General features: G+C 72.5%; 19 protein-coding genes. 17 read left to right on the forward strand and 2 right to left on the reverse strand.

The annotated features are described in order from the left end of the window. The first annotated feature begins 65 nt into the window (after positions 1-65). The 4 genes from D4B81_RS15140 to D4B81_RS15155 all read left to right on the forward strand — a co-directional run bounded on the left by D4B81_RS15140 (position 66) and on the right by D4B81_RS15155 (position 3887). Positions 66-1049: a threo-3-hydroxy-L-aspartate ammonia-lyase gene (locus tag D4B81_RS15140; protein WP_122263601.1), complete on the forward strand. Its 984-nt coding sequence runs from the start codon at positions 66-68 to the stop codon at positions 1047-1049. A gap of 84 nt (positions 1050-1133) precedes the next feature. Then, the gene (locus D4B81_RS15145) at positions 1134-2243 is read left to right on the forward strand and encodes an ATP-binding protein (RefSeq protein WP_122263528.1); all 1110 of its coding nucleotides are present in this window, start codon (positions 1134-1136) and stop codon (positions 2241-2243) included. 14 nt (positions 2244-2257) lie between these two features. Further along, positions 2258-3499, forward strand: coding sequence for an MFS transporter (locus D4B81_RS15150; RefSeq protein ID WP_237566034.1), 1242 nt, complete (start codon positions 2258-2260; stop codon positions 3497-3499). A gap of 115 nt (positions 3500-3614) precedes the next feature. Next, the gene (locus D4B81_RS15155) at positions 3615-3887 is read left to right on the forward strand and encodes a hypothetical protein (RefSeq protein WP_122263530.1); all 273 of its coding nucleotides are present in this window, start codon (positions 3615-3617) and stop codon (positions 3885-3887) included. Positions 3888-3897: 10 nt separating this feature from the next. Here the strand turns inward: D4B81_RS15155 and D4B81_RS15160 are convergent, their stop codons facing one another. Continuing rightward, a complete protein-coding gene (locus D4B81_RS15160) occupies positions 3898-4488 on the reverse strand; it encodes a GNAT family N-acetyltransferase (RefSeq protein ID WP_122263531.1) in 591 nt (196 codons plus the stop codon). A gap of 65 nt (positions 4489-4553) precedes the next feature. On the opposite strand from D4B81_RS15160, the gene D4B81_RS15165 reads away from it, so the two are divergent. The 6 genes from D4B81_RS15165 to pstB (D4B81_RS15190) all read left to right on the forward strand — a co-directional run bounded on the left by D4B81_RS15165 (position 4554) and on the right by pstB (D4B81_RS15190) (position 10379). Then, a complete protein-coding gene (locus tag D4B81_RS15165; RefSeq protein ID WP_097188978.1) occupies positions 4554-4874 on the forward strand; it encodes a hypothetical protein in 321 nt (106 codons plus the stop codon). Between the two features lie 20 nt (positions 4875-4894). Next, the gene (locus D4B81_RS15170; protein ID WP_161965197.1) at positions 4895-6397 is read left to right on the forward strand and encodes a CYTH and CHAD domain-containing protein; all 1503 of its coding nucleotides are present in this window, start codon (positions 4895-4897) and stop codon (positions 6395-6397) included. 155 nt (positions 6398-6552) lie between these two features. Then, positions 6553-7575: a PstS family phosphate ABC transporter substrate-binding protein gene (locus D4B81_RS15175; RefSeq protein WP_202613719.1), complete on the forward strand. Its 1023-nt coding sequence runs from the start codon at positions 6553-6555 to the stop codon at positions 7573-7575. 32 nt (positions 7576-7607) lie between these two features. Beyond that, positions 7608-8588 carry a phosphate ABC transporter permease subunit PstC gene (gene pstC, locus D4B81_RS15180; protein WP_122263534.1) on the forward strand — a complete coding sequence of 327 codons (981 nt, stop codon included), beginning with the start codon at positions 7608-7610 and terminating at the stop codon, positions 8586-8588. Continuing rightward, complete coding sequence (gene pstA / locus D4B81_RS15185; protein WP_122263535.1) at positions 8585-9508, forward strand: phosphate ABC transporter permease PstA; 924 nt, start codon at positions 8585-8587, stop codon at positions 9506-9508. The genes pstC (D4B81_RS15180) and pstA (D4B81_RS15185) overlap by 4 nt, the downstream gene beginning before the upstream one ends. A 100-nt stretch (positions 9509-9608) precedes the next feature. Continuing rightward, positions 9609-10379 carry a phosphate ABC transporter ATP-binding protein PstB gene (pstB, locus tag D4B81_RS15190; protein ID WP_202613721.1) on the forward strand — a complete coding sequence of 257 codons (771 nt, stop codon included), beginning with the start codon at positions 9609-9611 and terminating at the stop codon, positions 10377-10379. On the opposite strand, the gene D4B81_RS15195 is transcribed toward pstB (D4B81_RS15190), so the two are convergent. After that, positions 10355-10897: an O-acetyl-ADP-ribose deacetylase gene (locus tag D4B81_RS15195; RefSeq protein WP_122263537.1), complete on the reverse strand. Its 543-nt coding sequence runs from the start codon at positions 10895-10897 to the stop codon at positions 10355-10357. The two genes, pstB (D4B81_RS15190) and D4B81_RS15195, sit on opposite strands and share 25 nt — an antisense overlap. Before the next feature lie 109 nt (positions 10898-11006). Here D4B81_RS15195 and zupT point away from each other — a divergent pair, with 109 nt between their 5' ends. The 7 genes from zupT to D4B81_RS15230 all read left to right on the forward strand — a co-directional run bounded on the left by zupT (position 11007) and on the right by D4B81_RS15230 (position 19674). Beyond that, positions 11007-11819 (forward strand): zinc transporter ZupT, encoded by an 813-nt coding sequence (gene zupT, locus D4B81_RS15200; RefSeq protein ID WP_161965198.1) that lies wholly within the window; start codon positions 11007-11009, stop codon positions 11817-11819. A gap of 276 nt (positions 11820-12095) precedes the next feature. Continuing rightward, positions 12096-14657, forward strand: a complete 2562-nt coding sequence (clpB, locus tag D4B81_RS15205; protein WP_122263539.1) for an ATP-dependent chaperone ClpB — start codon at positions 12096-12098, stop codon at positions 14655-14657. A 197-nt stretch (positions 14658-14854) separates the two neighbouring features. Further along, positions 14855-15940, forward strand: a complete 1086-nt coding sequence (gene pstS, locus D4B81_RS15210; RefSeq protein ID WP_122263540.1) for a phosphate ABC transporter substrate-binding protein PstS — start codon at positions 14855-14857, stop codon at positions 15938-15940. A gap of 25 nt (positions 15941-15965) precedes the next feature. Next, complete coding sequence (pstC, locus tag D4B81_RS15215) at positions 15966-16907, forward strand: phosphate ABC transporter permease subunit PstC (protein ID WP_122263541.1); 942 nt, start codon at positions 15966-15968, stop codon at positions 16905-16907. Next, positions 16904-18058: a phosphate ABC transporter permease PstA gene (gene pstA, locus D4B81_RS15220; protein WP_122263542.1), complete on the forward strand. Its 1155-nt coding sequence runs from the start codon at positions 16904-16906 to the stop codon at positions 18056-18058. Before pstC (D4B81_RS15215) ends, pstA (D4B81_RS15220) begins: the two co-directional genes overlap by 4 nt. Positions 18059-18086: 28 nt before the next feature. Further along, the gene (pstB, locus tag D4B81_RS15225) at positions 18087-18866 is read left to right on the forward strand and encodes a phosphate ABC transporter ATP-binding protein PstB (protein ID WP_122263543.1); all 780 of its coding nucleotides are present in this window, start codon (positions 18087-18089) and stop codon (positions 18864-18866) included. A 91-nt stretch (positions 18867-18957) separates the two neighbouring features. Then, positions 18958-19674 carry an LppX_LprAFG lipoprotein gene (locus D4B81_RS15230; RefSeq protein ID WP_122263544.1) on the forward strand — a complete coding sequence of 239 codons (717 nt, stop codon included), beginning with the start codon at positions 18958-18960 and terminating at the stop codon, positions 19672-19674. Position 19675: the final 1 nt, after the last annotated feature.

Here is a 19675-nt window from a genome sequence, read left to right on the forward strand (position 1 = left end):
CTCCAGGCGGATGCATGCGGGGGTCAGCAGGGCTCGGGCCTGTGAGTTGCGCGATGCTGGGCGGCATGGATCACCCGGGAACCGACCAGCTGCCGACCTACGCCGACGTGGAGGCGGCCGCCGCCGTGATCGAGGGGATCGCGCACCGCACCCCCGTGCTGCGCTCCCGGCGTCTCGACGCGTTGGCGGGCTGCGAGGTCCACCTCAAGGCGGAGCACCTGCAACGGGTCGGGGCGTTCAAGTTCCGCGGTGCCCTCACCGCACTGTCGGCCTTCGACGCGGCGCAGCGCCGTGGGGGCGTGGTCGCCTACTCCTCCGGCAACCACGCCCAGGCGGTCGCGCTCGCCGCCCGGGAGCTCGGCATCCCCGCCGTCATCGTCATGCCCCACGACGCGCCGGAGCTCAAGGTGGAGGCGACGCTCGGCTACGGCGCGCAGGTGGTGCGCTACGACCGCTACACCCAGGACCGCGAGGCCATCGGCGCGGAGATCGCAGGAGAGCGCGGTATGACGCTCGTCCCGCCCTACGACCACCCGCACGTCATCGCCGGGCAGGGCACGGCCGTGAAGGAGCTGCTCGAGGACGCGGGGGCGCTGGACGTGGTCGTGACGCCGCTGGGGGGCGGTGGCCTGCTGTCGGGCTCGGTCCTCGCCGCCCGGGCGCTCGCGCCGGCGGCCCGCCTCTACGGGGTCGAGCCCGCCGCGGGCGACGACGGCCGGCGCTCCCTCGAGGAGGGGCGCATCGTGCACATCGACCCACCGCGCACGATCGCCGACGGTGCCCAGACCCTGCACCTGGGAGAGCTCACCTTCCCGATCATCCGCGACGGCGTCGCGGCCGTGCTCACGGCGACGGACGAGGAGCTCGTCGCCTCGATGCGTCTCGTGGCCGCCACGCTCAAGCAGGTCGTGGAGCCGACCGGCGTGCTCGCGCTCGCCGCGGTGCTCTCGGGGGCCGTCCCGGACGTCGCCGGACGGCGGGTGGGGGTCGTGCTCTCGGGCGGCAACGTGGACCTCGGGCGGTTCGCCACGCTTGTCGGTGACGACTGATAGAACGGGGCATCGCCCCGGGCAGGGATAACAGATGTAACAACGGCCCGGAGATGTAACAGATGTAACGCGAGAGGAGGGCCGATGGCCACGGGCAACCCGTTCCGACCCAGCTTCGGCGTGTCCCCGCGCGTCCTCGCGGGACGGGAGGATCTCCTCCAGGACTTCGACGTCGCCCTCGACGAGGGGCCAGGGTCACCGCTGCGCTCGCTCCTGGTCAGCGGGGCGAGAGGGATGGGCAAGACGGTGGTGCTCAACGAGCTCGAGGACATCGCCCGCACCCGCGGCTGGCTCGTGCTCCGCCTTCCCGAGGGGGACCGGATGCTCGAGGAGCTGGAGTCCTCGACCGTCCCCGCGCTGCTGGCCGAGCACGACGTGGCCGCGGTGCGGCGGCGTCTCACCGGGGGCGGCCTCGGCCCGGTGGGATCAGTCTCCACCTCGGTCGAGGACCGCTACCCCGTCCGTCACTCCCTCACCCGGCTGCTGGCCCGGCTCTCCGACGTCCTCGCCATGCACGAGACCGGGATGCTCTTCACCCTCGACGAGGTCCAGGCCGCCACGCCGGACCTCGTGGGGGAGTTCGCCGCGATCTACCAGCACCTCGTGCGCGACGACCGCGAGGTCGCCTTCACCGCCGCGGGGCTCCCGACCGGCATCGACGCGCTGCTGCGGCAGGCGGGGACGACCTTCCTGCGACGGGCCGAGCGGGTCCACCTCCGGGCGCTCGCCGACGAGGAGGTCGCGACCGCCGCCCGGGCGACCGTCGAGGACACCGGCCGGACCATCGGCGACGCCGCCCTCGAGCAGTTCGTCGACATCGTCCACGGCTACCCCTACCTGCTCCAGCTGGTCGGCTACCACGCCTGGCGCGTCGACCCGGCGCGCACCGAGGTGACCCTCGACGACGTCGGGAGCACGCTGCCGGTCGTCGTGGAACGCATGGGGCGCCTCGTCCACGCCCCGGCGCTCGCCGGCGTACCCGAGCGGCAGCGGGGCTACCTGCGCGCCATGGCCGTGGACGACGGCCCCGCGGCCACCAGGGAGGTCGCCCGCCGCATGGGCGTGACGATGTCCGAGCAGAACGTCTACCGGGCCCGCCTCATCGACCGGGAGCTCGTCGTGGCAGCCGGCCACGGTTACGTCGACTTCGCGCTCCCCTACCTCCGCGAGCACCTCCGTGCCCGGACCCGCTGAGCCGCGCCCCGGGCGTGGAGCCGCGAGACCGCATACCCCGGGAGATCTGGATCCTCGTCGGGTCGGCGTTCGTCATCGCCGTCGGCTTCGGTCTGGTCTCCCCCGTGCTGCCCGCGTTCGCGCGGTCCTTCGACGTCGGCGTCGCCGCGGCGACCGTCGTCGTCTCGATCTTCGCGCTCTTCCGCCTCGTCTTCGCCCCGGCCGGCGGCGCCCTCGTCGAGCGGCTGGGCGAGCGGCCCGTCTACCTCACCGGGCTGCTCGTCGTGGCGGTCTCCTCGCTGGCCACAGCGTTCGCGCAGAGCTACTGGCAGCTCCTCGTCTTCCGGGGTCTGGGCGGGATCGGGTCGACGATGTTCACCATCTCCTCGATGGCGCTCCTCGTCCGGCTCTCGCCCCCGCGCGCCCGGGGCCGGGTGTCGTCCGCCTACGCCTCGTCCTTCCTCGTGGGCAGCATGGTCGGCCCGGTCCTGGGGGGTCTGCTCGCCGAGTGGGGGCTGCGCGCGCCGTTCATCGTGTATGCCGTCGCGCTCCTCGTCGCGGCGGCGGTGGTCGCGGTCGGGCTGGGTGGGGCCAGGCTGCGCCCGGCGACGACCGGGGGCCAGCCCCGGGCGCTGCTCACCGTGGGCGAGGCGTGGGGGGACCCGGCGTTCCGGGCCCTGCTGGTGGCGGCGGTGGCGAACGGCTGGGTGAGCTTCGGTGCCCGCATCGCCGTGCTCCCGCTGCTCGCCGCGGCCGTGCTCGACCGCCCGTGGGTCGCCGGCGCCGCCCTGGCCGTCGGGGCCGTCGGCACGGCGCTGACCCTGCAGGTGTCGGGACGTCTCGCGGACCGGGTCGGCCGACGTCCGTTGATCCTCGTCGGCCTGGCGGTCATGGGCCTCTCGGTCGGGGTGATCGGCCTGGCCCGGCATCCCGCGCTGTCCGTGACCACCGGGGTGGCCGTGCTGCTCGCGCTGTCCGCGGTGTCGGGGGTGGGCGCAGGTCTGGTCGGGCCGGCGTCCCAGGCCTCGCTCGCCGACGTCGTGGGCCACGAGCGCAACGGCGGCAAGGTCCTCGCGGCGTTCTCGATGGCGCAGGACCTCGGCACGATCGTCGGCCCGGTGCTCATCGGGGTGGCGGCCGACCGCTTCGGGTTCGAGGTGGCGTTCGCGCTGTGCGGCGTGGTCTGCCTCGTGGCGTTCCTGGCGTGGTTGCGGGCACCGGAGACCATCGGCAGGCCCGACGCCTCGGGCGCCGTCCGGGCGACCCCGGGGGCCTGAGACGGGACCGTTACCCGGTCGACACCGGTTGGCCGCCGGAGCGATACCGGTGGGCTGCACGGTGGTCGGACCACGGGGGTCACCCAGACCACCGACGACCGGGAGGACCGGATCGATGGACCCGACCAGGAACCACGCAGGACACCGCACGGCAGCGCTCGCGGCGCTCATGCTGGCGGGCAGCCTCAGCCTCGCCGCCTGCGGCGAGGAGATCGCCACCGACGACGCGCAGCAGGTCGAGGCCCCGACGCCCGCGCCCGACGCGACCCGGTTCGAGCCGGGCGGGCCGGGCCGGCCGGCCACGCACCACACCGGGATCCCCCGGGCCGAGATGACGGCGAGGACGACCCCCGAGCCGGCGAACAGGTTCGAGCGTCACCCCGAGTGACGTGCGCCGCTCAGCCCTGGCGGGCCGCCCGCCAGTCCGGCTCCAGGACCGCCATCAGGTGCGCGTCGACCCAGCCGTCGCCATACCTCAGCGCCTCGCGCCGGGTGCCCTCGAGGACGAACCCGACCTTCTCGTAGACCCGCCTCGCCCGGGGGTTGAAGGCGTAGACCTCGAGCTCCACCCGGTGCGCACCGAGAGTGGCGAAGGCGTGGTCGACGGCCAGCCGGGTCACCTCGGTCCCCAGCCCGCGATCGCGGGCCCCGCTGATCCACAGGCGGTAGCCGAGGGACCGGTTGGCGGGGTCGTGGTCCAGGAGGAGAGCCTCCCCGACCGTCGCGCCGGTGGACCTCTCGACGATCACCCAGACGATGCGGTCCTCGGCGGCCGCCCACCGGTCGTAGACCTCGGCCAGCCGGTCCGCGGACCAGGACGGCCCGGCGTCCGCCGGGTCGTCGCCGTGGGTCGACCCGGTCAGGCGACCCACCTCGGGGTCCGCCATCAGCGCGTGCAGGCGCGCGGCGTCGCGCCCGTCCGCGGGGCGCAGCTCGACAAGCTCCCCGGTCAGGCGGGCGGGAGAGGTGAAGGGGTCCACGCGTCGCATCCTGGCAGGTCCGCCGCCCCCCGCGCCTGCTGCCGTCCGGCGGTGCGACGGCATACCCTCAGCAGGTGACGACCACCGGGCGCCCCCACACGGGCAGCGAGCACCTCATCATCCTGCCCGACCGCGCGGCGGCCGAGGGCCTGGCCGAGGAGCTGGCCGAGGAGGGGTTCGAGCACGTGCGGGTCGTCCGCGAGGCGGCGCGCAACCAGGAGCACGGGGAGGACGACCACGAGGTGGAGTGGGCCGTCTACGTGCTCGACACGCGCCTGCCCGACACCGAGGGCGGCGGTGCCTACGAGGGACTGCGCGTGCGGTTCACCGAGGTCGCGCGTGAGCACGACGGGTGGTACGACGAGCCCGGGGACCCCCGTCCGCCCGCGCCCTGACCGGCACCACAATGGCAGGTATGAGGCAGGTCGAGTCGGAGCGCAAGTTCGACATCGGGGTGGATGACCCGCTGCCGGCCCTGGGGGGGCTGCTGGGCGTGGGGCAGGCCCGCGAGCACCGCCTGCGGGCGGTGTACCTGGACACGCGTGACCTGCTCCTCGTGCGCCACCGCATCACCCTGCGCCGTCGCGAGGGAGGCGCCGACGAGGGGTGGCACCTCAAGCTCCCCCGACCCGACGGGTCACGTCTGGAGGTGCACGCGCCTCTCGACGCCGGTCCGGGGAGGCTTCTCGTGCCCGCCACGCTGCGCGAGGAGATCACCGGGGTCCTGGGAGAGGAGTGGCCGGGCGGGGTCGACGGGGTGCTGCTGCCCGCCGCCACGCTCTCCACCCACCGGATCGAGGTCGATCTCCTCGACCCGCAGGGTCGGGTGCTCGCCCAGCTCTGCGACGACACCGTGACCGCGTCGCCTGCGGGGTCCACGTGGCGCGAGCTCGAGGTCGAGCTGGTCGAGGGCGAGGAGGAGCTGCTGGACCGGGTGGTCGACGTCCTCGCCGAGCAGGGGGTGACCCTGGCGGATGCGCCCTCCAAGCTCGCCCGGGCGCTGGGGGACCGGCCACGGCGGGTTGCGGAGGGGGAGACGGCGAGCCGGACGGGACCGGCGGCCGACGTGCTGCACGACGACCTGGCCAAGCAGGTGGCCGTCATCCTCGGACGGGAGGCCGACGTTCGCGCCGACGCGCCGGACGCCGTGCACAAGACCCGGGTGGCGACGCGGAGGCTGCGCAGCACGCTGCGCACCTTCCGCCGCCTCCTCGACCGCGAGGTCACCGACCCCCTGCGGGAGGAGCTCCGGTGGTTCGCCGCCGCCCTCGGGGAGCCTCGCGACGCCGAGGTCATGAAGGAACGGCTCCTCGCCGCGCTGGACGACCTGCCGGCGGACCAGCTGGTGGGTCCGGTCCGGGAGCGGGTCGGTCGCGAGCTCGACCGACGCCACGCCGCCGCGCACGCGGCGCTGGTGCAGGTGCTCGACTCGGACCGTCACCGCGCGCTGGTGGACCGCCTGCTCGAGCTGCTCGCCATGACGCCGTGGCGCGGCAGGGCCCGCAAGGGTGCCGTCAAGGTGCTCCCCCCGCTGGTGGCCCGGGCGGCCGACCGGGCCGAGCTCGAGTGGGCGGCGGCCACGGAGGCGGAGGGCGAGGAGCGTCTGCACCTGCTTCACGAGACCCGCAAGCGGGCCAAGGCGGTGCGCTACGCGTGCGAGGCGCTGGAGCCGTCGTTCGGCGAGGGCGCGGCACGGCAGGCGGAGGCGTGGGAGAGCGTGACGGAGACCCTCGGCGCGCTCCAGGACTCCGCGGTCGGGACCCGGTGGCTGCGTGAGCTGGAGCGGGCCGCCGACGAGGCGGGCGAGCCCACGTTCACCTACGGGGTGCTCGTGGGTGGGGAGAGGGCGCGGGCCCGTGAGGACGAGCAGGGCGGTCTGAGACTGGTCGAGCAGGCGCTGGAGAGCACGACGAGGTGAACGCCGGGTGACCAGGGGGTAGATCCTCGTACCCCCAAGCGTCACCTGCCGGACAGGAACGGGCCGTAGGACATTCATGTCGTTCCTCTTCCATGGGGTTGCTGGCACCGCCAGCAGCGGACACCGCTCCGCGATCCGGTACGAAAGGAATCCCCGTGTCCCTTCGGCACAACACCCTGGCCCGCGCCTCCGTCGTGGCCGCCGCCCTCCTGGCGCTGACCGCCTGCGGCGACGACGCGGACGGCGCGACCGACGAGACCACCTCTGCCGCCGCGGGATCGGAGGACGGCGCCGACGAGGAGTCGGAGGGCGGCATGGCCCTCGCCGGCGACATCGCCATCGACGGCTCGTCCACCGTGACGCCCCTGACCGAGCCCGCCGCCGAGCTGTTCATGCAGGAGAACCCCGACGTGCGCATCGCCGTCGGCACCTCCGGCACCGGTGGCGGCTTCGAGAAGTTCTGCGCCGGCGAGACCGACATCTCGATGGCGTCCCGCCAGATCGACGAGGAGGAGATCGCCGCCTGTGAGGAGGCCGGGATCACCTTCGAGGAGCTCGGAGTCGCCAACGACGGCCTGGCTGTCGTCGTCAACCCCGAGAACGACTGGGCCACCTGCCTCACGGTGGATGAGCTCAACGCTGCGTGGAGGGACGGTTCGACCGTCCAGTCCTGGTCCGACATCAACCCGGAGTTCCCGGACGAGGCGATCGCCCTGTACGGCCCCGGCACCGACTCCGGCACCTTCGACTACTTCACGGACGCCATCAACGGGGAGGAGGGCAACATCCGCCAGGACTACAACGACATCGGCGAGGACGACAACGCCGCGGTCACCGGCGTGTCCGGGGAGGTCGGCGCGATGGCGTTCATCCCGCTCTCCTTCGTCCTCGAGGCAGGCGACCAGGTCAAGGCCATCGAGGTCGAGAACGAGGCCGGCGAGTGCGTCGCCCCCACCAACGAGACCGTCCAGGCGGGCGACTACAACCCGCTCGGCCGTGAGCTCTTCATCTACCCCAAGGGTGAGTCCATCGCGGACAAGCCGGAGGTCAAGGCCTTCGCGGAGTTCTACGTGAACAACTCCGACGAGATCGCCGAGGCGGCCGGGTTCATCGCGCTGACCGAGGAGCAGAAGGCGGAGGCGCTCGAGCAGATCGCCACCCTCGGCGGCGGTCGCTGAAGCACCCACGACCAGGACCGAGGAGGCCCCCGATGACCACCACCGCACGCGCACCGTCGGCGCGCGTCGACAACCCCCTCCCCACGGTGTCGCTGAGCAAGAGCTCGCCACGCCACGGTGAGAAGGTCGTCGTCGGCTGGCTGTTCCTCTGTGCGGCCTTCTCGGTCCTGGTCACGGTCGGGATCGTGCTCTCGCTGATCCCGCCCACGATCGAGTTCTTCAACCGCGTCGCGCCGGCTGACTTCTTCTCCACGGACTTCTGGGCGCCCACGAACTCCGGCAACCCCGGCTTCGGCGTCCTGCGGCTCATCGTCGGCACCCTGAACGTCACCCTGTGGGCGCTGCTCATCGCCATCCCGGCGGGGCTGGGGGCGGCCATCTACCTCAGCGAGTATGCCGGCCGCACGTCCCGCAAGATCCTCAAGCCCGTGCTGGAGGTCCTCGAGGGCGTCCCCACCGTGGCCTACGGGTTCTTCGCGCTGACCTTCGTCACACCGATCCTCCGGGAGATCTGGCCGACCTTCCTGCCGGGCAGGCTCGGTGAGCCGCCCGGCATCTTCTCCGCCGCCTCGGCGGGTCTCGTCATGGGGGTGATGATCATCCCGACCGTCGCCTCCATCTCCCAGGACGCGATGTCCGCCGTCCCCTCCGGCCTGCGCCAGGCCGCCTACGGCCTCGGGAGCACCCGGATGCAGGTGGCGACGAGGGTCGTGGTGCCCGCAGCGATGTCGGGCATCGTCGCCAGCTTCGTGCTCGGCGTCTCGCGAGCCATCGGCGAGACGATGATCGTGCTGCTGGCGGCCGGGGCCGCGGCCAACCTCACGATGTGGCCGAACGACTCGGTGCTGACGATGACCACGTTCATCGCACGGACCTCCACCGGCGACATCGGCACGGGCACGACCACGTACTACACGATCTTCGCGGTCGGCTCGGTGCTCTTCGTCATGACCTTCCTCATGAACATGGTCAGCATCGCGCTGGTCCGACGCTTCCGGGAGACCTACGAATGAACGGTGCGAACCGCGTCGCGGTGGCCGGTGCCCGCCGCACCACCGAGCTCCGTCTGGACGGCAGCGGCCGGGGCGGCAGGTGGAAGGGCGAGGTCTTCCGCGCCCTGCTGATCTTCTGCCTGGTGATCGCCTTCGTCACCCTGCTGGCCGTCATCGTCCAGGCGTCCGTGCGCGGGATGCCCCGCATCGACCTCAACCTCATCACCCAGATGCCCTCCACGCTCGACCGGGAGACCTCGGGCATGCAGTCGGCCATCTTCGGCACGATCTACGTGATGGTCGGCCTGATCGTGACGGTGGTGCCCATCGGCGTGTCCGCGGCCATCTTCCTCGAGGAGTTCGCCGACGGCACGAAGTGGTGGGTGCGCTTCATCGAGCTCAACGTCCAGAACCTGGCCGCCGTCCCCTCGATCGTCTTCGGCATCCTCGGCCTGGCCTTCATCGTCCGCGGGCCCCTCGACCTCGGGACCGTCGCCTACGCCGGCTCGCTGACCCTGGCCCTGCTGGTGCTGCCCACCGTGATCCTCGCCTCGCGCGAGGCCATCCGGGCCGTCCCCACCAGCCTGCGGCAGGCCTCGCTCGGGCTGGGGGCCACGAAGTGGCAGACGATCTGGCACCACGTCCTGCCGTCGGCGGTCCCGGGGATCGTCACCGGCACCATCCTCGCCCTCTCCCGCGCCATCGGCGAGACCGCGCCGCTGCTGCTCGTGGGGGCCACGGTGTTCGTCACCTACAACCCGGACGGCTTCTTCGAGGGGGCCTACACCGTGCTGCCGGTCCAGATCTTCCAGTGGGCCGTCCGGCCCCAGGAGGAGTTCCGCATCCTCGCCGCCGCCGGGATCATCCTGCTCCTCGCCGTCCTGCTGGTGATGAACTCCATCGCCATCTGGATCCGCAACAAGTACACCCGTGACGCATGACCGCCGCGTCCCCTTCCCTCAAGGACCTGCCATGACCGAGCCCAGCGTGACGCACCCCTACACGCCGCAGCAGGAGCTCCCCGACCACCCGGTGCCGGTGATGCAGACCCGCAGCCTCAACGTCTTCTACGGCGGGTTCCACGCCGTCCACGACGTCGACCTGGCCTTCGGCCACCACGAGATCACGGCGTTGATCGGACCCTCCGGGTGCGGCAAGTCGACGGTGCTGCGCTGCCTCAACCGGATGAACGACCTCGTGCCGTCGGCGCGGGTCGAGGGCGAGGTCCTCTACCACGACCAGGACGTCTACGCCCCGTCCGTGGACCCCATCGAGGTCCGTCGCCACATCGGCATGGTCTTCCAGAAGGCCAACCCCTTCCCCAAGTCTATCTACGACAACGTCGCCTACGGCCCTCGTGTCACCGGGATGAAGGTCGACAGCATGGACGACCACGTGGAGAGGTGCCTGCGCGGGGCGGCGCTCTGGGACGAGGTCAAGGACAAGCTCAAGGAGTCGGGCTACAGCCTCTCCGGCGGCCAGCAGCAGCGCCTGTGCATCGCCCGCGCCATCGCCACCGAGCCGGACGTCATCCTCATGGACGAGCCGTGCTCGGCCCTGGACCCGATCGCGACCGCCGCCATCGAGGACCTCATGCTGCAGCTGCGCGAGCAGTACACGATCGTCATCGTCACCCACAACATGCAGCAGGCGGCCAGGGTGTCGGACCGCACCGCCTTCTTCACCGCGCGCCCCGACGAGACCACCGGCAACCGGACCGGTCTCCTCGTCGAGTTCGACAAGACGTCGACCATCTTCGAGAACCCCTCGGACCAGCGCACCGAGGACTACATCTCCGGCCGCTTCGGCTGACCGGGACCCAGGGCCGCCTCGAACTCCCGCAGGACGTCGGGGCTGAACAGCACGAACCGGACGTCCGTCACCGAGGGGTGCAGGTCCGCCGCGCCCCGCACGGTGGCCACCGCCACGCGCGCGACCTCCGCCGGGTCCCACCCGTAGATCCCCGCGCTCACCGCAGGGAAGGCGACGGAGGTGGCACCGACCTGCGCGGCCTCCTCCAGGCTGCGGCGGAAGCAGGACGCCAGCAGCGCCGGGTCGGTCTGGCCCCGGTGGCGGTCGGGACCGACGGTGTGCACGACCCAGCGCGCGGGCAGTCTCCCGGCCCCGGTGACCACCGCCTCCCCGACCGGCAGCCCGCCGGGCCAGCGGTCCGCCCGCACCCGGCGGCACTCCGCGAGCAGGTCCGGCCCCGCGGCCCGGTGGATCGCACCGTCGACGCCACCGCCGCCCAGGAGCGATGGGTTGGCGGCGTTGACGACGGCGTCGACCCGCTCGGTGGTGATGTCGCCCAGGCGGCAGGTGATGCGCATACCGCCAGCCTGTCACCCGTCGGGGCGAGAGGGTGCGCACGGCGTCCCGCCGCTGCTGCACAATTCCCTCCTGGGCCGCTCCGCTGCGACCGGGACGAGGAGGTATGCCGTGACGCTCGCCTTCGTGGTCGCCCTGCTCGCCGGCCTGTCCACCGTCGTGGGCGGCTGGCTGGGCACCCGGGACGGCCTGCTGCGCCGCGACCTGCTCGCCTCCGCCCTTGCCTTCGCCGCCGGGCTGATGATCACGATCTCGGTGGTCGAGATCGCCCCGGCGGCGCTGCGGTCGTTGTCCGACGTCGTCGGGACGCAGGGTGCGCTGGCGTGGGTGGGCGGCGCGGGGGTCGTGGGGGTGCTGGCGGTGGTGGCGATCGACAGGGTCATCCCCCACGACGTCAACCCGGCCGAGCTCGAGGGCGGCGAGCAGCTCGGGCGGATCGCGGAGGGGCAGGTCGACGGGCGGCTGCTGCGCAGCGGGGTGCTGCTGGCCGCCGTCGTCGGGCTGCACAACCTGCCGGAGGGGCTGGCGACGTTCGTCGCGACGCTCGAGCAGCCGACCGGCGGGATCACCCTGGCCGTGGCCATCGCGATCCACAACGTCCCCGAGGGCCTGGCCGTCGCGGCCCCCATCTACGCCGCGACCCGGAGCCGTGTGCAGGCGCTGACCTGGGCCACCATCTCCGGGCTCGCCGAGCCGTTCGGGGCGATCGTGGGCTACCTCCTGCTGCGCGCGGTGCTCCCTGAGGAGTGGCTGATCCTCTCCCTCGCGCTCGTCGCCGGGATGATGCTCGCCGTGAGCTTCCTCGAGCTGCTGCCGGCGGCGCGGCGCTACGAGACCCACTACACGCAGTCGCTCGTCGGCTTCTTCCTCGGCGCCGTGGTCATGGTCCTCTCGCTCCAGCTGCTCGCCGGGCCGCTCGCCTGACGTCCGAAGCCGCAGTGGCGATTCTCGTGCGATCTGTCGGGTCGCCACCACCGCCCATAGTCAACGAGTGCACCAGATACTGCCGGGATCTCGAGCTGGGGCGCGCACATCCGGTGCACTCGTGGCCTCGTTCCCCCTCGAGGATGTTTTCGGCGGGTACTGGTCACCCTGCATCACCGACGAGCGCAAAGTTGAGCGGAATACACTCAACTTTGCACCGGTTGCACAGAGCAGAAGAGACCCAGCCGACCGAACGTCATACCCGAAGGGGAATCGATGGACCTGACCACCAAGGCGCAGGAGGCCCTCTCGACCGCCGTCCGCGACGCCGCCGCCGCGGGACACGCGCACGTCGAGCCGGCCCACCTGCTCGCCGCCCTCGCCCAGCAGACCGAGACCACCACCGGGCCGCTGCTCGACGCCACCGGCGCCTCGGCCGCGTCGGCGCTGCAGGCCGCGCGCAGCGCTCTGGCCGCGCTGCCCACCGCGTCCGGCACCACGATGGGCAACCCCCAGCTCTCGCGGGCGATGCACGGTGTCCTCAAGGACGCCGAGACGGCGATGACGCAGCTGGGGGACAGCTTCGTCTCGACCGACCACCTGCTGCTCGGTCTGGCCCGCACCGGGCAGTTCCCGCTGCTCGACGCCGGTGCGGTCGAGGAGCGGATCCCCGCGCTGCGGGGCGGCAAGAAGGTCGACACCGTCGACCCCGAGGCCACCTTCGACGCCCTCGGCAAGTACGGCACCGACCTCACGGCGATGGCGCGCGAGGGCAAGCTCGACCCGGTGATCGGGCGGGACGCGGAGATCCGCCGGGTCGTGCAGGTGCTCTCGCGCCGCACCAAGAACAACCCGGTGCTCATCGGCGAGCCCGGCGTCGGCAAGACCGCCGTCGTCGAGGGACTGGCCCAGCGCATCGTCGCCGGTGACGTCCCGGAGTCGCTGCGGGACAAGACCCTCATCTCCCTCGACCTGGGCGCCATGGTGGCCGGGGCCAAGTACCGCGGCGAGTTCGAGGAGCGGCTCAAGGCGGTGCTCGGGGAGATCCGCTCCAGCGACGGCCGGGTCATCACCTTCCTCGACGAGCTGCACACCGTGGTCGGCGCGGGGGCGACCGGGGACTCCTCGATGGACGCCGGCAACATGCTCAAGCCGTTGCTGGCCCGGGGGGAGCTGCGCATGGTCGGTGCCACGACGCTCGACGAGTACCGCGAGAACATCGAGAAGGACGCCGCCCTCGAGCGACGCTTCCAGCAGGTCCTCGTCGGGGAGCCCACGGTGGAGGACACCGTCGCGATCCTGCGCGGCCTCAAGGAGCGCTACGAGGCGCACCACAAGGTCGCGATCGCGGACTCGGCGCTCGTCGCCGCGGCGACCCTGTCCGACCGCTACATCAGCGGGAGGCAGCTGCCGGACAAGGCGATCGACCTCGTCGACGAGGCGGCCAGCCGGCTGCGGATGGAGATCGACTCCAGCCCGGTCGAGATCGACGAGCTGCAGCGCCAGGTCGACCGGCTGCGGATGGAGGAGATGCATCTCGCCCGGGAGGAGGACGCCGCCTCGCAGGAGCGGCTCGCGCGCCTGCGCGCCGACCTGGCTGACCGGCAGGAGCAGCTCGCCGGCCTCACCGCCCGCTGGGAGGCGGAGAAGTCAGGGCTGAACCGCGTCGGCGAGCTCAAGGCCCGCCTCGACGAGCTGCGCACCCAGGCCGACAGGCTGCAGCGCGAGGGTGACTACGCCGCAGCCTCCCGGCTGCTCTACGGCGAGATCCCGCAGGCCGAGCAGCAGCTGGCCGCCGCGCAGGAGGAGGAGGCGGGCGGACGGCATACCGAGCTCTCGCCCATGGTCAAGGACGAGGTGGGCGCCGACGACATCGCGGACGTCATCTCCGCCTGGACCGGCATCCCCGCCGGACGCCTGCTGGAGGGGGAGACCGAGAAACTGCTGCGGATGGAGGAGGTCATCGGCCGGCGGCTCGTGGGCCAGACCGCGGCCGTGCGCGCGGTGAGCGACGCGGTGCGGCGGGCCCGCGCCGGCATCTCCGACCCCGACCGACCCACCGGTTCCTTCCTCTTCCTCGGACCGACGGGCGTCGGCAAGACCGAGCTGGCCAAGGCGCTCGCCGACTTCCTCTTCGACGACGAGCGCGCCATGGTGCGCATCGACATGTCGGAGTACTCCGAGCGGCACGCGGTCGCGCGCCTCGTCGGCGCACCCCCGGGGTATGTCGGGTACGAGTCGGGCGGGCAGCTCACCGAGGCGGTCCGCCGTCGGCCCTACTCCGTCGTCCTCCTGGACGAGGTGGAGAAGGCCCACCCGGAGACCTTCGACATCCTGCTGCAGGTGCTCGACGACGGGCGCCTCACCGACGGGCAGGGGCGGACGGTCGACTTCCGCAACGTCATCCTCGTGATGACCTCCAACCTGGGCAGCCAGTTCCTCGTCGACCCGACCACCGAGCCCGCGGCGCGCCGTGAGCTGGTCCTGGGCGCGGTCCGCTCGGCGTTCAAGCCGGAGTTCCTCAACCGGTTGGACGAGGTGGTCGTCTTCGACGCGCTGAGCAGGGAGGAGCTCGCCACCATCGTCGGGCTCCAGGTGGACCAGCTCGCCGCCCGGCTGCGCGACCGGCGGATCGAGCTCCAGGTCACCGACGTCGCGGCCCGGTGGCTCGCCGAGCGTGGGTTCGACCCCGCCTACGGGGCGCGGCCGTTGCGCCGGCTGGTGCAGACCCAGATCGGTGACCGCCTCGCGCGCGGGCTGCTCGCCGGCGAGGTCCGGGACGGGCAGGTCGTCACCGTCGACGTCGACCCGGCCACCGACGAGCTGACGCTGCGCTGAGCCCAGGGGCGGCCGACCGGTCAACCCTCGCCCGGCGTCGGGCCGGTGAAGACTCGGGGCGCCTTGTTCACCCGTTGTTCACCCAGGTGACGACAGGGTGACACCGAGGTGTCCTACCGTCAGGCTCGGCCAGCGGTGTCCGCGCAGACGGGTCGTGCTCGGCTGCGGCCTCCCGCCCCCGTCCAGAGAGGACCCCCGTGCTGCCCAGCCGGCTTCCCGCCGCCCTCGCCCTGACCCTGACGCTTCCCCTCCTCGCCGCGTGCGGCAACGACGACCCGACGGGTGCTCTCGCCGCTGCCGAGGGCGGGCTGCTCACGGGTGACATCAAGGCGTCGGGCTCCTCGGCGCAGGAAGCCGCGATGACTGCCTGGATCGCCGGCTACCAGTCGCACCAGCCGGGGGTGCTCGTGCAGTACGACGCGATCGGCTCCGGGGGCGGGCGCGAGAACCTCATCGCCGGCGCGACGGACCTGGGCGGGACCGACGCGTTCCTGGACGAGAAGGAGCGGGAGGCGGTCGAGGCGTCGTGCGGCCCCGGCGGCGCCCTGCACGTGCCGGTCTACATCTCACCGATCGCCCTGCCCTACAACCTCCCCGGGGTGGAGGGGCTGCAGCTGAGGCCGGCGACCATCGCGGGGATCATGGACCTGCGGATCACGAGCTGGGACGACCCGGCGATCCAGGAGGACAACCCGGGCACCGACCTCCCCGCCACGGACATCACCGTCGTGCACCGCTCGGACGACTCCGGCACCACGGAGAACTTCCTGGAGTACCTCACCGCGGCCGCGCCCGAGGCGTGGCCCCACGAGGTCGACAAGGCGTGGCCGGTCCCCGCCGAGGCCGCCCCCCAGAACACGGGCGTCATCCAGGTCGTCGAGTCGACCGAGGGGGCCATCGGCTACGCCGACGCCTCCGTCGTCACCGGGTCGTCGGTGGCGGTCGGGGTCGGCGGGGAGTTCGTGACCTTCTCGCCCGAGGCCGCCGCCCGCGTGGTCGACGCCTCCGAGCCGGTCGTCACCGGCGTCCCCGGTGACCTCGCCCTGGACCTCGCCCGCGACACCACAGCCTCCGGGGCCTACCCCATCGTCCTCGTGTCCTACCACGTCGCGTGCACCTCCTACGAGCGGGCGTCGAGGGCGGAGCTGGTCAAGGACTTCCTCCACTACGTCGTCTCCGAGGAGGGTCAGGCGACGGCCGCGGAGGCGGCCGGGTCCTCGCCGATCTCGGACTCCCTCCGGGAGCAGGCGGACTCGCTCATCGACACCATCGACGCCGGTTGAGCACCCGGCCGACCCGAAGGACTCCATGACGACCTCGACCAGACCTGCCCGCCGGAGGCCGGCGGCCCCCCGGCGGCCGGGCGACCTGGCGTTCGCCGGCCTCTCGCTCGGGTCGGCGAGCCTGATCCTCCTCGTGCTGGCCGGGGTGGCCTTCTTCCTCGCGCGGGAGGGGGTGCCCGCGCTCACCGCGGACCCGGAGGAGGTGACCGGCGGGGCCGGGTTCGGCCGCTACGTCCTGCCGCTGGTCATCGGCACGGTCATCAGCTCGGTCATCGCGATGGTCGTGGCCACCCCGGTGGCGGTCGGCATCGCGCTGTTCATCTCGCACTACGCGCCCCGGCGGGTCGGGACGGCCGTCGGCTTCGTGGTGGACCTCCTCGCCGCCGTCCCGTCCGTGGTGTTCGGGATGTGGGGGCTGGCGGTGCTCGCCCCCCAGCTCGGCCCGCTCTTCGGCTGGCTCGAGCGCAACCTCGGCTTCCTTCCGTTCTTCGGCGAGGCGTCAGCGACCGGCCGCACCCTGCTGACCGCCTCGATCGTGCTGGCCGTGATGATCCTGCCGATCATCACGTCCGTCTCCCGGGAGGTCTTCCTCCAGACCCCGCGCCTGCACGAGGAGGCGGCCCTGGCCCTCGGCGCCACCAAGTGGGAGATGATCCGCACCGCCGTGCTCCCGTTCGGGACCCCCGGCGTGGTGGGCGGCACGATGCTGGGCCTGGGCCGGGCCCTCGGCGAGACGATGGCCGTCGCCATCATCCTCGCCCCCGGCGCCCTGAGCTGGAACCTGCTGGGCAGCGGGAACAAGACCATCCCCTCCGAGATCGCCCTCAACTTCCCCGAGGCCGCGGGCCTGCGGCTCTCGGAGCTGATCGCCGCGGGCCTGGTCCTCTTCCTCATCACGCTCGCCGTCAACCTCGTCGCCCGGTGGATCGTCGCGCGCCGGGCCGCGTTCTCGGGAGCCGGCGGATGAGCGCCCCCCTCCGGCCGGCCCCGCCCGTCGTGCCACCGCCGCCCCCCTCCAGGCTGAGGGACGTCGAGGGCCTCGTGCTGTCCCCGCTGCGCCCGACCACGCGTCGGCCCGCGGTGCTGGTGGGCTCGCTCTCGGTGCTCCTCACCGTGGGGTTGTGGCTGGGGGACCTCCACCCCGGCGCGGCGGTCGCCGCAGGGGCGCTGACCCACCTCGTCCTGCTGTATGCCGTGTACCGCGTCCTGGGCGGGCACCGGGTGGCGGTGGACCACGTGATGCGGGCCCTGGTCCACCTCGCCTTCGGGCTGGCCCTGCTGCCGCTGGTCTCCCTCCTGTGGACCGTGCTCACGCTGGGCGGGGGACGCGGCTTCGACCCTCAGTTCCTGTGGCAGACGATGAACGGGGTGACCGGGCTCCACGACCAGGCCTACGCCGAGGGGCGGGGCGACTTCGTCGGGGGCGCCTTCCACGCGATCGTCGGCACGCTCGTCATCACCGGCCTGGCGACGCTCATCTCGGTCCCGGTCGGGTTGTTCACGGCGATCTACCTGGTGGAGTACGCCGCCGGCAACCGTCTGTCCTCCGCCGTCCGGTTCCTCGTGGACGTGATGACCGGCATCCCCTCGATCGTGGCCGGCCTGTTCGCCTTCGCCCTCTTCGCCCAGATCTTCGGCCTGCGGGACGCCAAGATGGGGCTGGCCGGGGCGGTCGCCCTGTCGGTCCTCATGATCCCGACGGTCGTGCGCAACAGCGAGGAGATGCTGCGGATCGTCCCGAACGAGCTGCGCGAGGCGTCGCTGGCCCTCGGGGTGCCCAAGTGGCGCACGATCGCCAGGATCGTGCTGCCCACCGCCGCCTCCGGCCTGGCGTCCGGGATCACCCTCGCGGTCGCGCGGGTCATCGGCGAGACGGCCCCGCTCCTGGTCGCCGTCGGCTACGCCCGGGCGCTGAGCTGGAACCCGTTCGAGGGACCGATGAACACCCTCGCCGTCTACGCCTACTTCATGTTCACGAAGCCCCTCAGCCCCGCGGTGCGCGAGCCCAGCCTCGAGCGCGCCTGGGCGGCGGCCCTCCTGCTCGTGCTCATCGTCGTGGCGCTCAACCTGCTCGCCCGACTCATCGCGCGGCTGTTCGCGCCCAAGACCGGCCGCTGACGGCTGCCACCACCAGGGAAGAGAACCGATGTCCAAGCGAATCGACGTCAAGGACCTTGACATCTACTACGGCGACTTCCAGGCCGTCCGCGGTGTCGGCATGACGATCGAGCCGCGGTCCGTCACCGCCTTCATCGGGCCGTCGGGCTGCGGCAAGTCCACCTTCCTGCGCACCCTCAACCGCATGCACGAGGTCATCCCGGGCGCCAGGGTCGAGGGGGAGGTCCTGATCGACGGCCAGAACCTCTACGGCCGGGACGTCGACCCGGTCGACGTGCGTCGTCAGGTGGGGATGGTCTTCCAGCGGCCCAACCCCTTCCCGACGATGTCCATCAAGGAGAACGTGCTCGCCGGGCTCCGCCTCAACGCCCGTCGGCTCTCCGGCAGGGCCGCGGACGAGCTGGCGGAGCGGGCCCTGCGCGGCGCCAACCTGTGGAACGAGGTCAAGGACCGTCTCGACAAGCCCGGCTCGGGCCTCTCCGGCGGGCAGCAGCAGCGGCTGTGCATCGCCCGCGCGATCGCCATCCAGCCCGAGGTCATCCTCATGGACGAGCCGTGCTCGGCGCTGGACCCGATTTCCACCCTGGCCATCGAGGACCTGATCAACGAGCTCAAGTCCGACTACACGGTGGTCATCGTCACGCACAACATGCAGCAGGCGGCCCGCGTCTCGGACCGGACCGGCTTCTTCAACCTCAAGGAGACCGGTCAGCCCGGCGAGCTCGTCGAGTACGACAGCACGCAGACGATCTTCAACAACCCGCGCCAGAAGGCGACGGAGGACTACATCTCCGGTCGTTTCGGCTGACCGACCCACCTCCGACGGCCGGCCCGGCACGTGGCCCGGCCGCCGCGCGCCCGGCGGCACCCGCCGGCGGGTGCGACGGCATACTGGCTGCATGACCCGCACGCCGCGACCGCAGGTCGCCCTCGCCCTCGGCGCCTTCCTGCTCCTCGCCGCGTGCAGCGACGGGGGCGGCGACACCGAGACGCAGACCACCCAGGCACCGACGGCGGCCGACCGGCTGGAGCAGGCGCAGGGCGTCCTCGTCGACGCCGGCACGGTGCACCTCGCGCTGGCCGGGACCGAGCTGCCCGAGGAGGAGAGCAGCTACATCATCGCCGCCGAGGGTGACGGCACCATGGAGCCGCCCGCCTTCGCCGGCACGATCACCGCCAAGCTGGTCGGCATCCAGGCCGACGTCCCCACGGTCGCGCTCGACGGCGAGCTGTGGGTGCAGCTGCCGTTCTCCCCGGCCTACGTGCGCACCGACCCGGAGGACCTCAACGTCCCGGACCCGGCCAGCCTCTTCGACCCGTCCACGGGGCTCGTCGGCCTGCTGCCGCAGACGCAGGACCCGCAGTTCGGCGAGCAGGCCCGGGTCGGGGCCGAGGTCGTGCAGGAGGTCACCGGAACCCTCCCCGGCGAGGCGGTCACCGAGCTCCTCCTCGTCGGCGACGCCGGCTCGGCCTTCGACGTCACCTACGGCCTGGTCGAGGAGACCTGGCAGATGCGCACCGTGGCGATCACCGGTCCGTTCTACCCCCCGGCGACGTCCACCTACACGGTGACCCTCGACGCCTACGGTGAGCCCGTCACCGTGACCCGGCCCTGAC

Source organism: Ornithinimicrobium cerasi (genome assembly GCF_003702705.1).
GTDB lineage: Bacteria > Actinomycetota > Actinomycetes > Actinomycetales > Dermatophilaceae > Ornithinicoccus > Ornithinicoccus cerasi.

Bases quoted from the DNA above. Each gene is read 5' to 3' on its own strand.
- D4B81_RS15160 (WP_122263531.1), bottom strand. From the start codon at position 4,488: ATGCGACGCGTGGACCCCTTCACCTCTCCCGCCCGCCTGACCGGGGAG.
- pstB (WP_202613721.1), top strand. From the start codon at position 9,609: ATGCAGACCCGCAGCCTCAACGTCTTCTACGGCGGGTTCCACGCCGTC.
- pstC (WP_122263541.1), top strand. From the start codon at position 15,966: ATGACGACCTCGACCAGACCTGCCCGCCGGAGGCCGGCGGCCCCCCGG.
- D4B81_RS15170 (WP_161965197.1), top strand. From the start codon at position 4,895: ATGAGGCAGGTCGAGTCGGAGCGCAAGTTCGACATCGGGGTGGATGAC.
- clpB (WP_122263539.1), top strand. From the start codon at position 12,096: ATGGACCTGACCACCAAGGCGCAGGAGGCCCTCTCGACCGCCGTCCGC.
- pstA (WP_122263542.1), top strand. From the start codon at position 16,904: ATGAGCGCCCCCCTCCGGCCGGCCCCGCCCGTCGTGCCACCGCCGCCC.
- D4B81_RS15145 (WP_122263528.1), top strand. From the start codon at position 1,134: ATGGCCACGGGCAACCCGTTCCGACCCAGCTTCGGCGTGTCCCCGCGC.
- D4B81_RS15140 (WP_122263601.1), top strand. From the start codon at position 66: ATGGATCACCCGGGAACCGACCAGCTGCCGACCTACGCCGACGTGGAG.
- pstC (WP_122263534.1), top strand. From the start codon at position 7,608: ATGACCACCACCGCACGCGCACCGTCGGCGCGCGTCGACAACCCCCTC.
- D4B81_RS15155 (WP_122263530.1), top strand. From the start codon at position 3,615: ATGGACCCGACCAGGAACCACGCAGGACACCGCACGGCAGCGCTCGCG.
- pstA (WP_122263535.1), top strand. From the start codon at position 8,585: ATGAACGGTGCGAACCGCGTCGCGGTGGCCGGTGCCCGCCGCACCACC.
- pstB (WP_122263543.1), top strand. From the start codon at position 18,087: ATGTCCAAGCGAATCGACGTCAAGGACCTTGACATCTACTACGGCGAC.
- D4B81_RS15195 (WP_122263537.1), bottom strand. From the start codon at position 10,897: ATGCGCATCACCTGCCGCCTGGGCGACATCACCACCGAGCGGGTCGAC.
- D4B81_RS15230 (WP_122263544.1), top strand. From the start codon at position 18,958: ATGACCCGCACGCCGCGACCGCAGGTCGCCCTCGCCCTCGGCGCCTTC.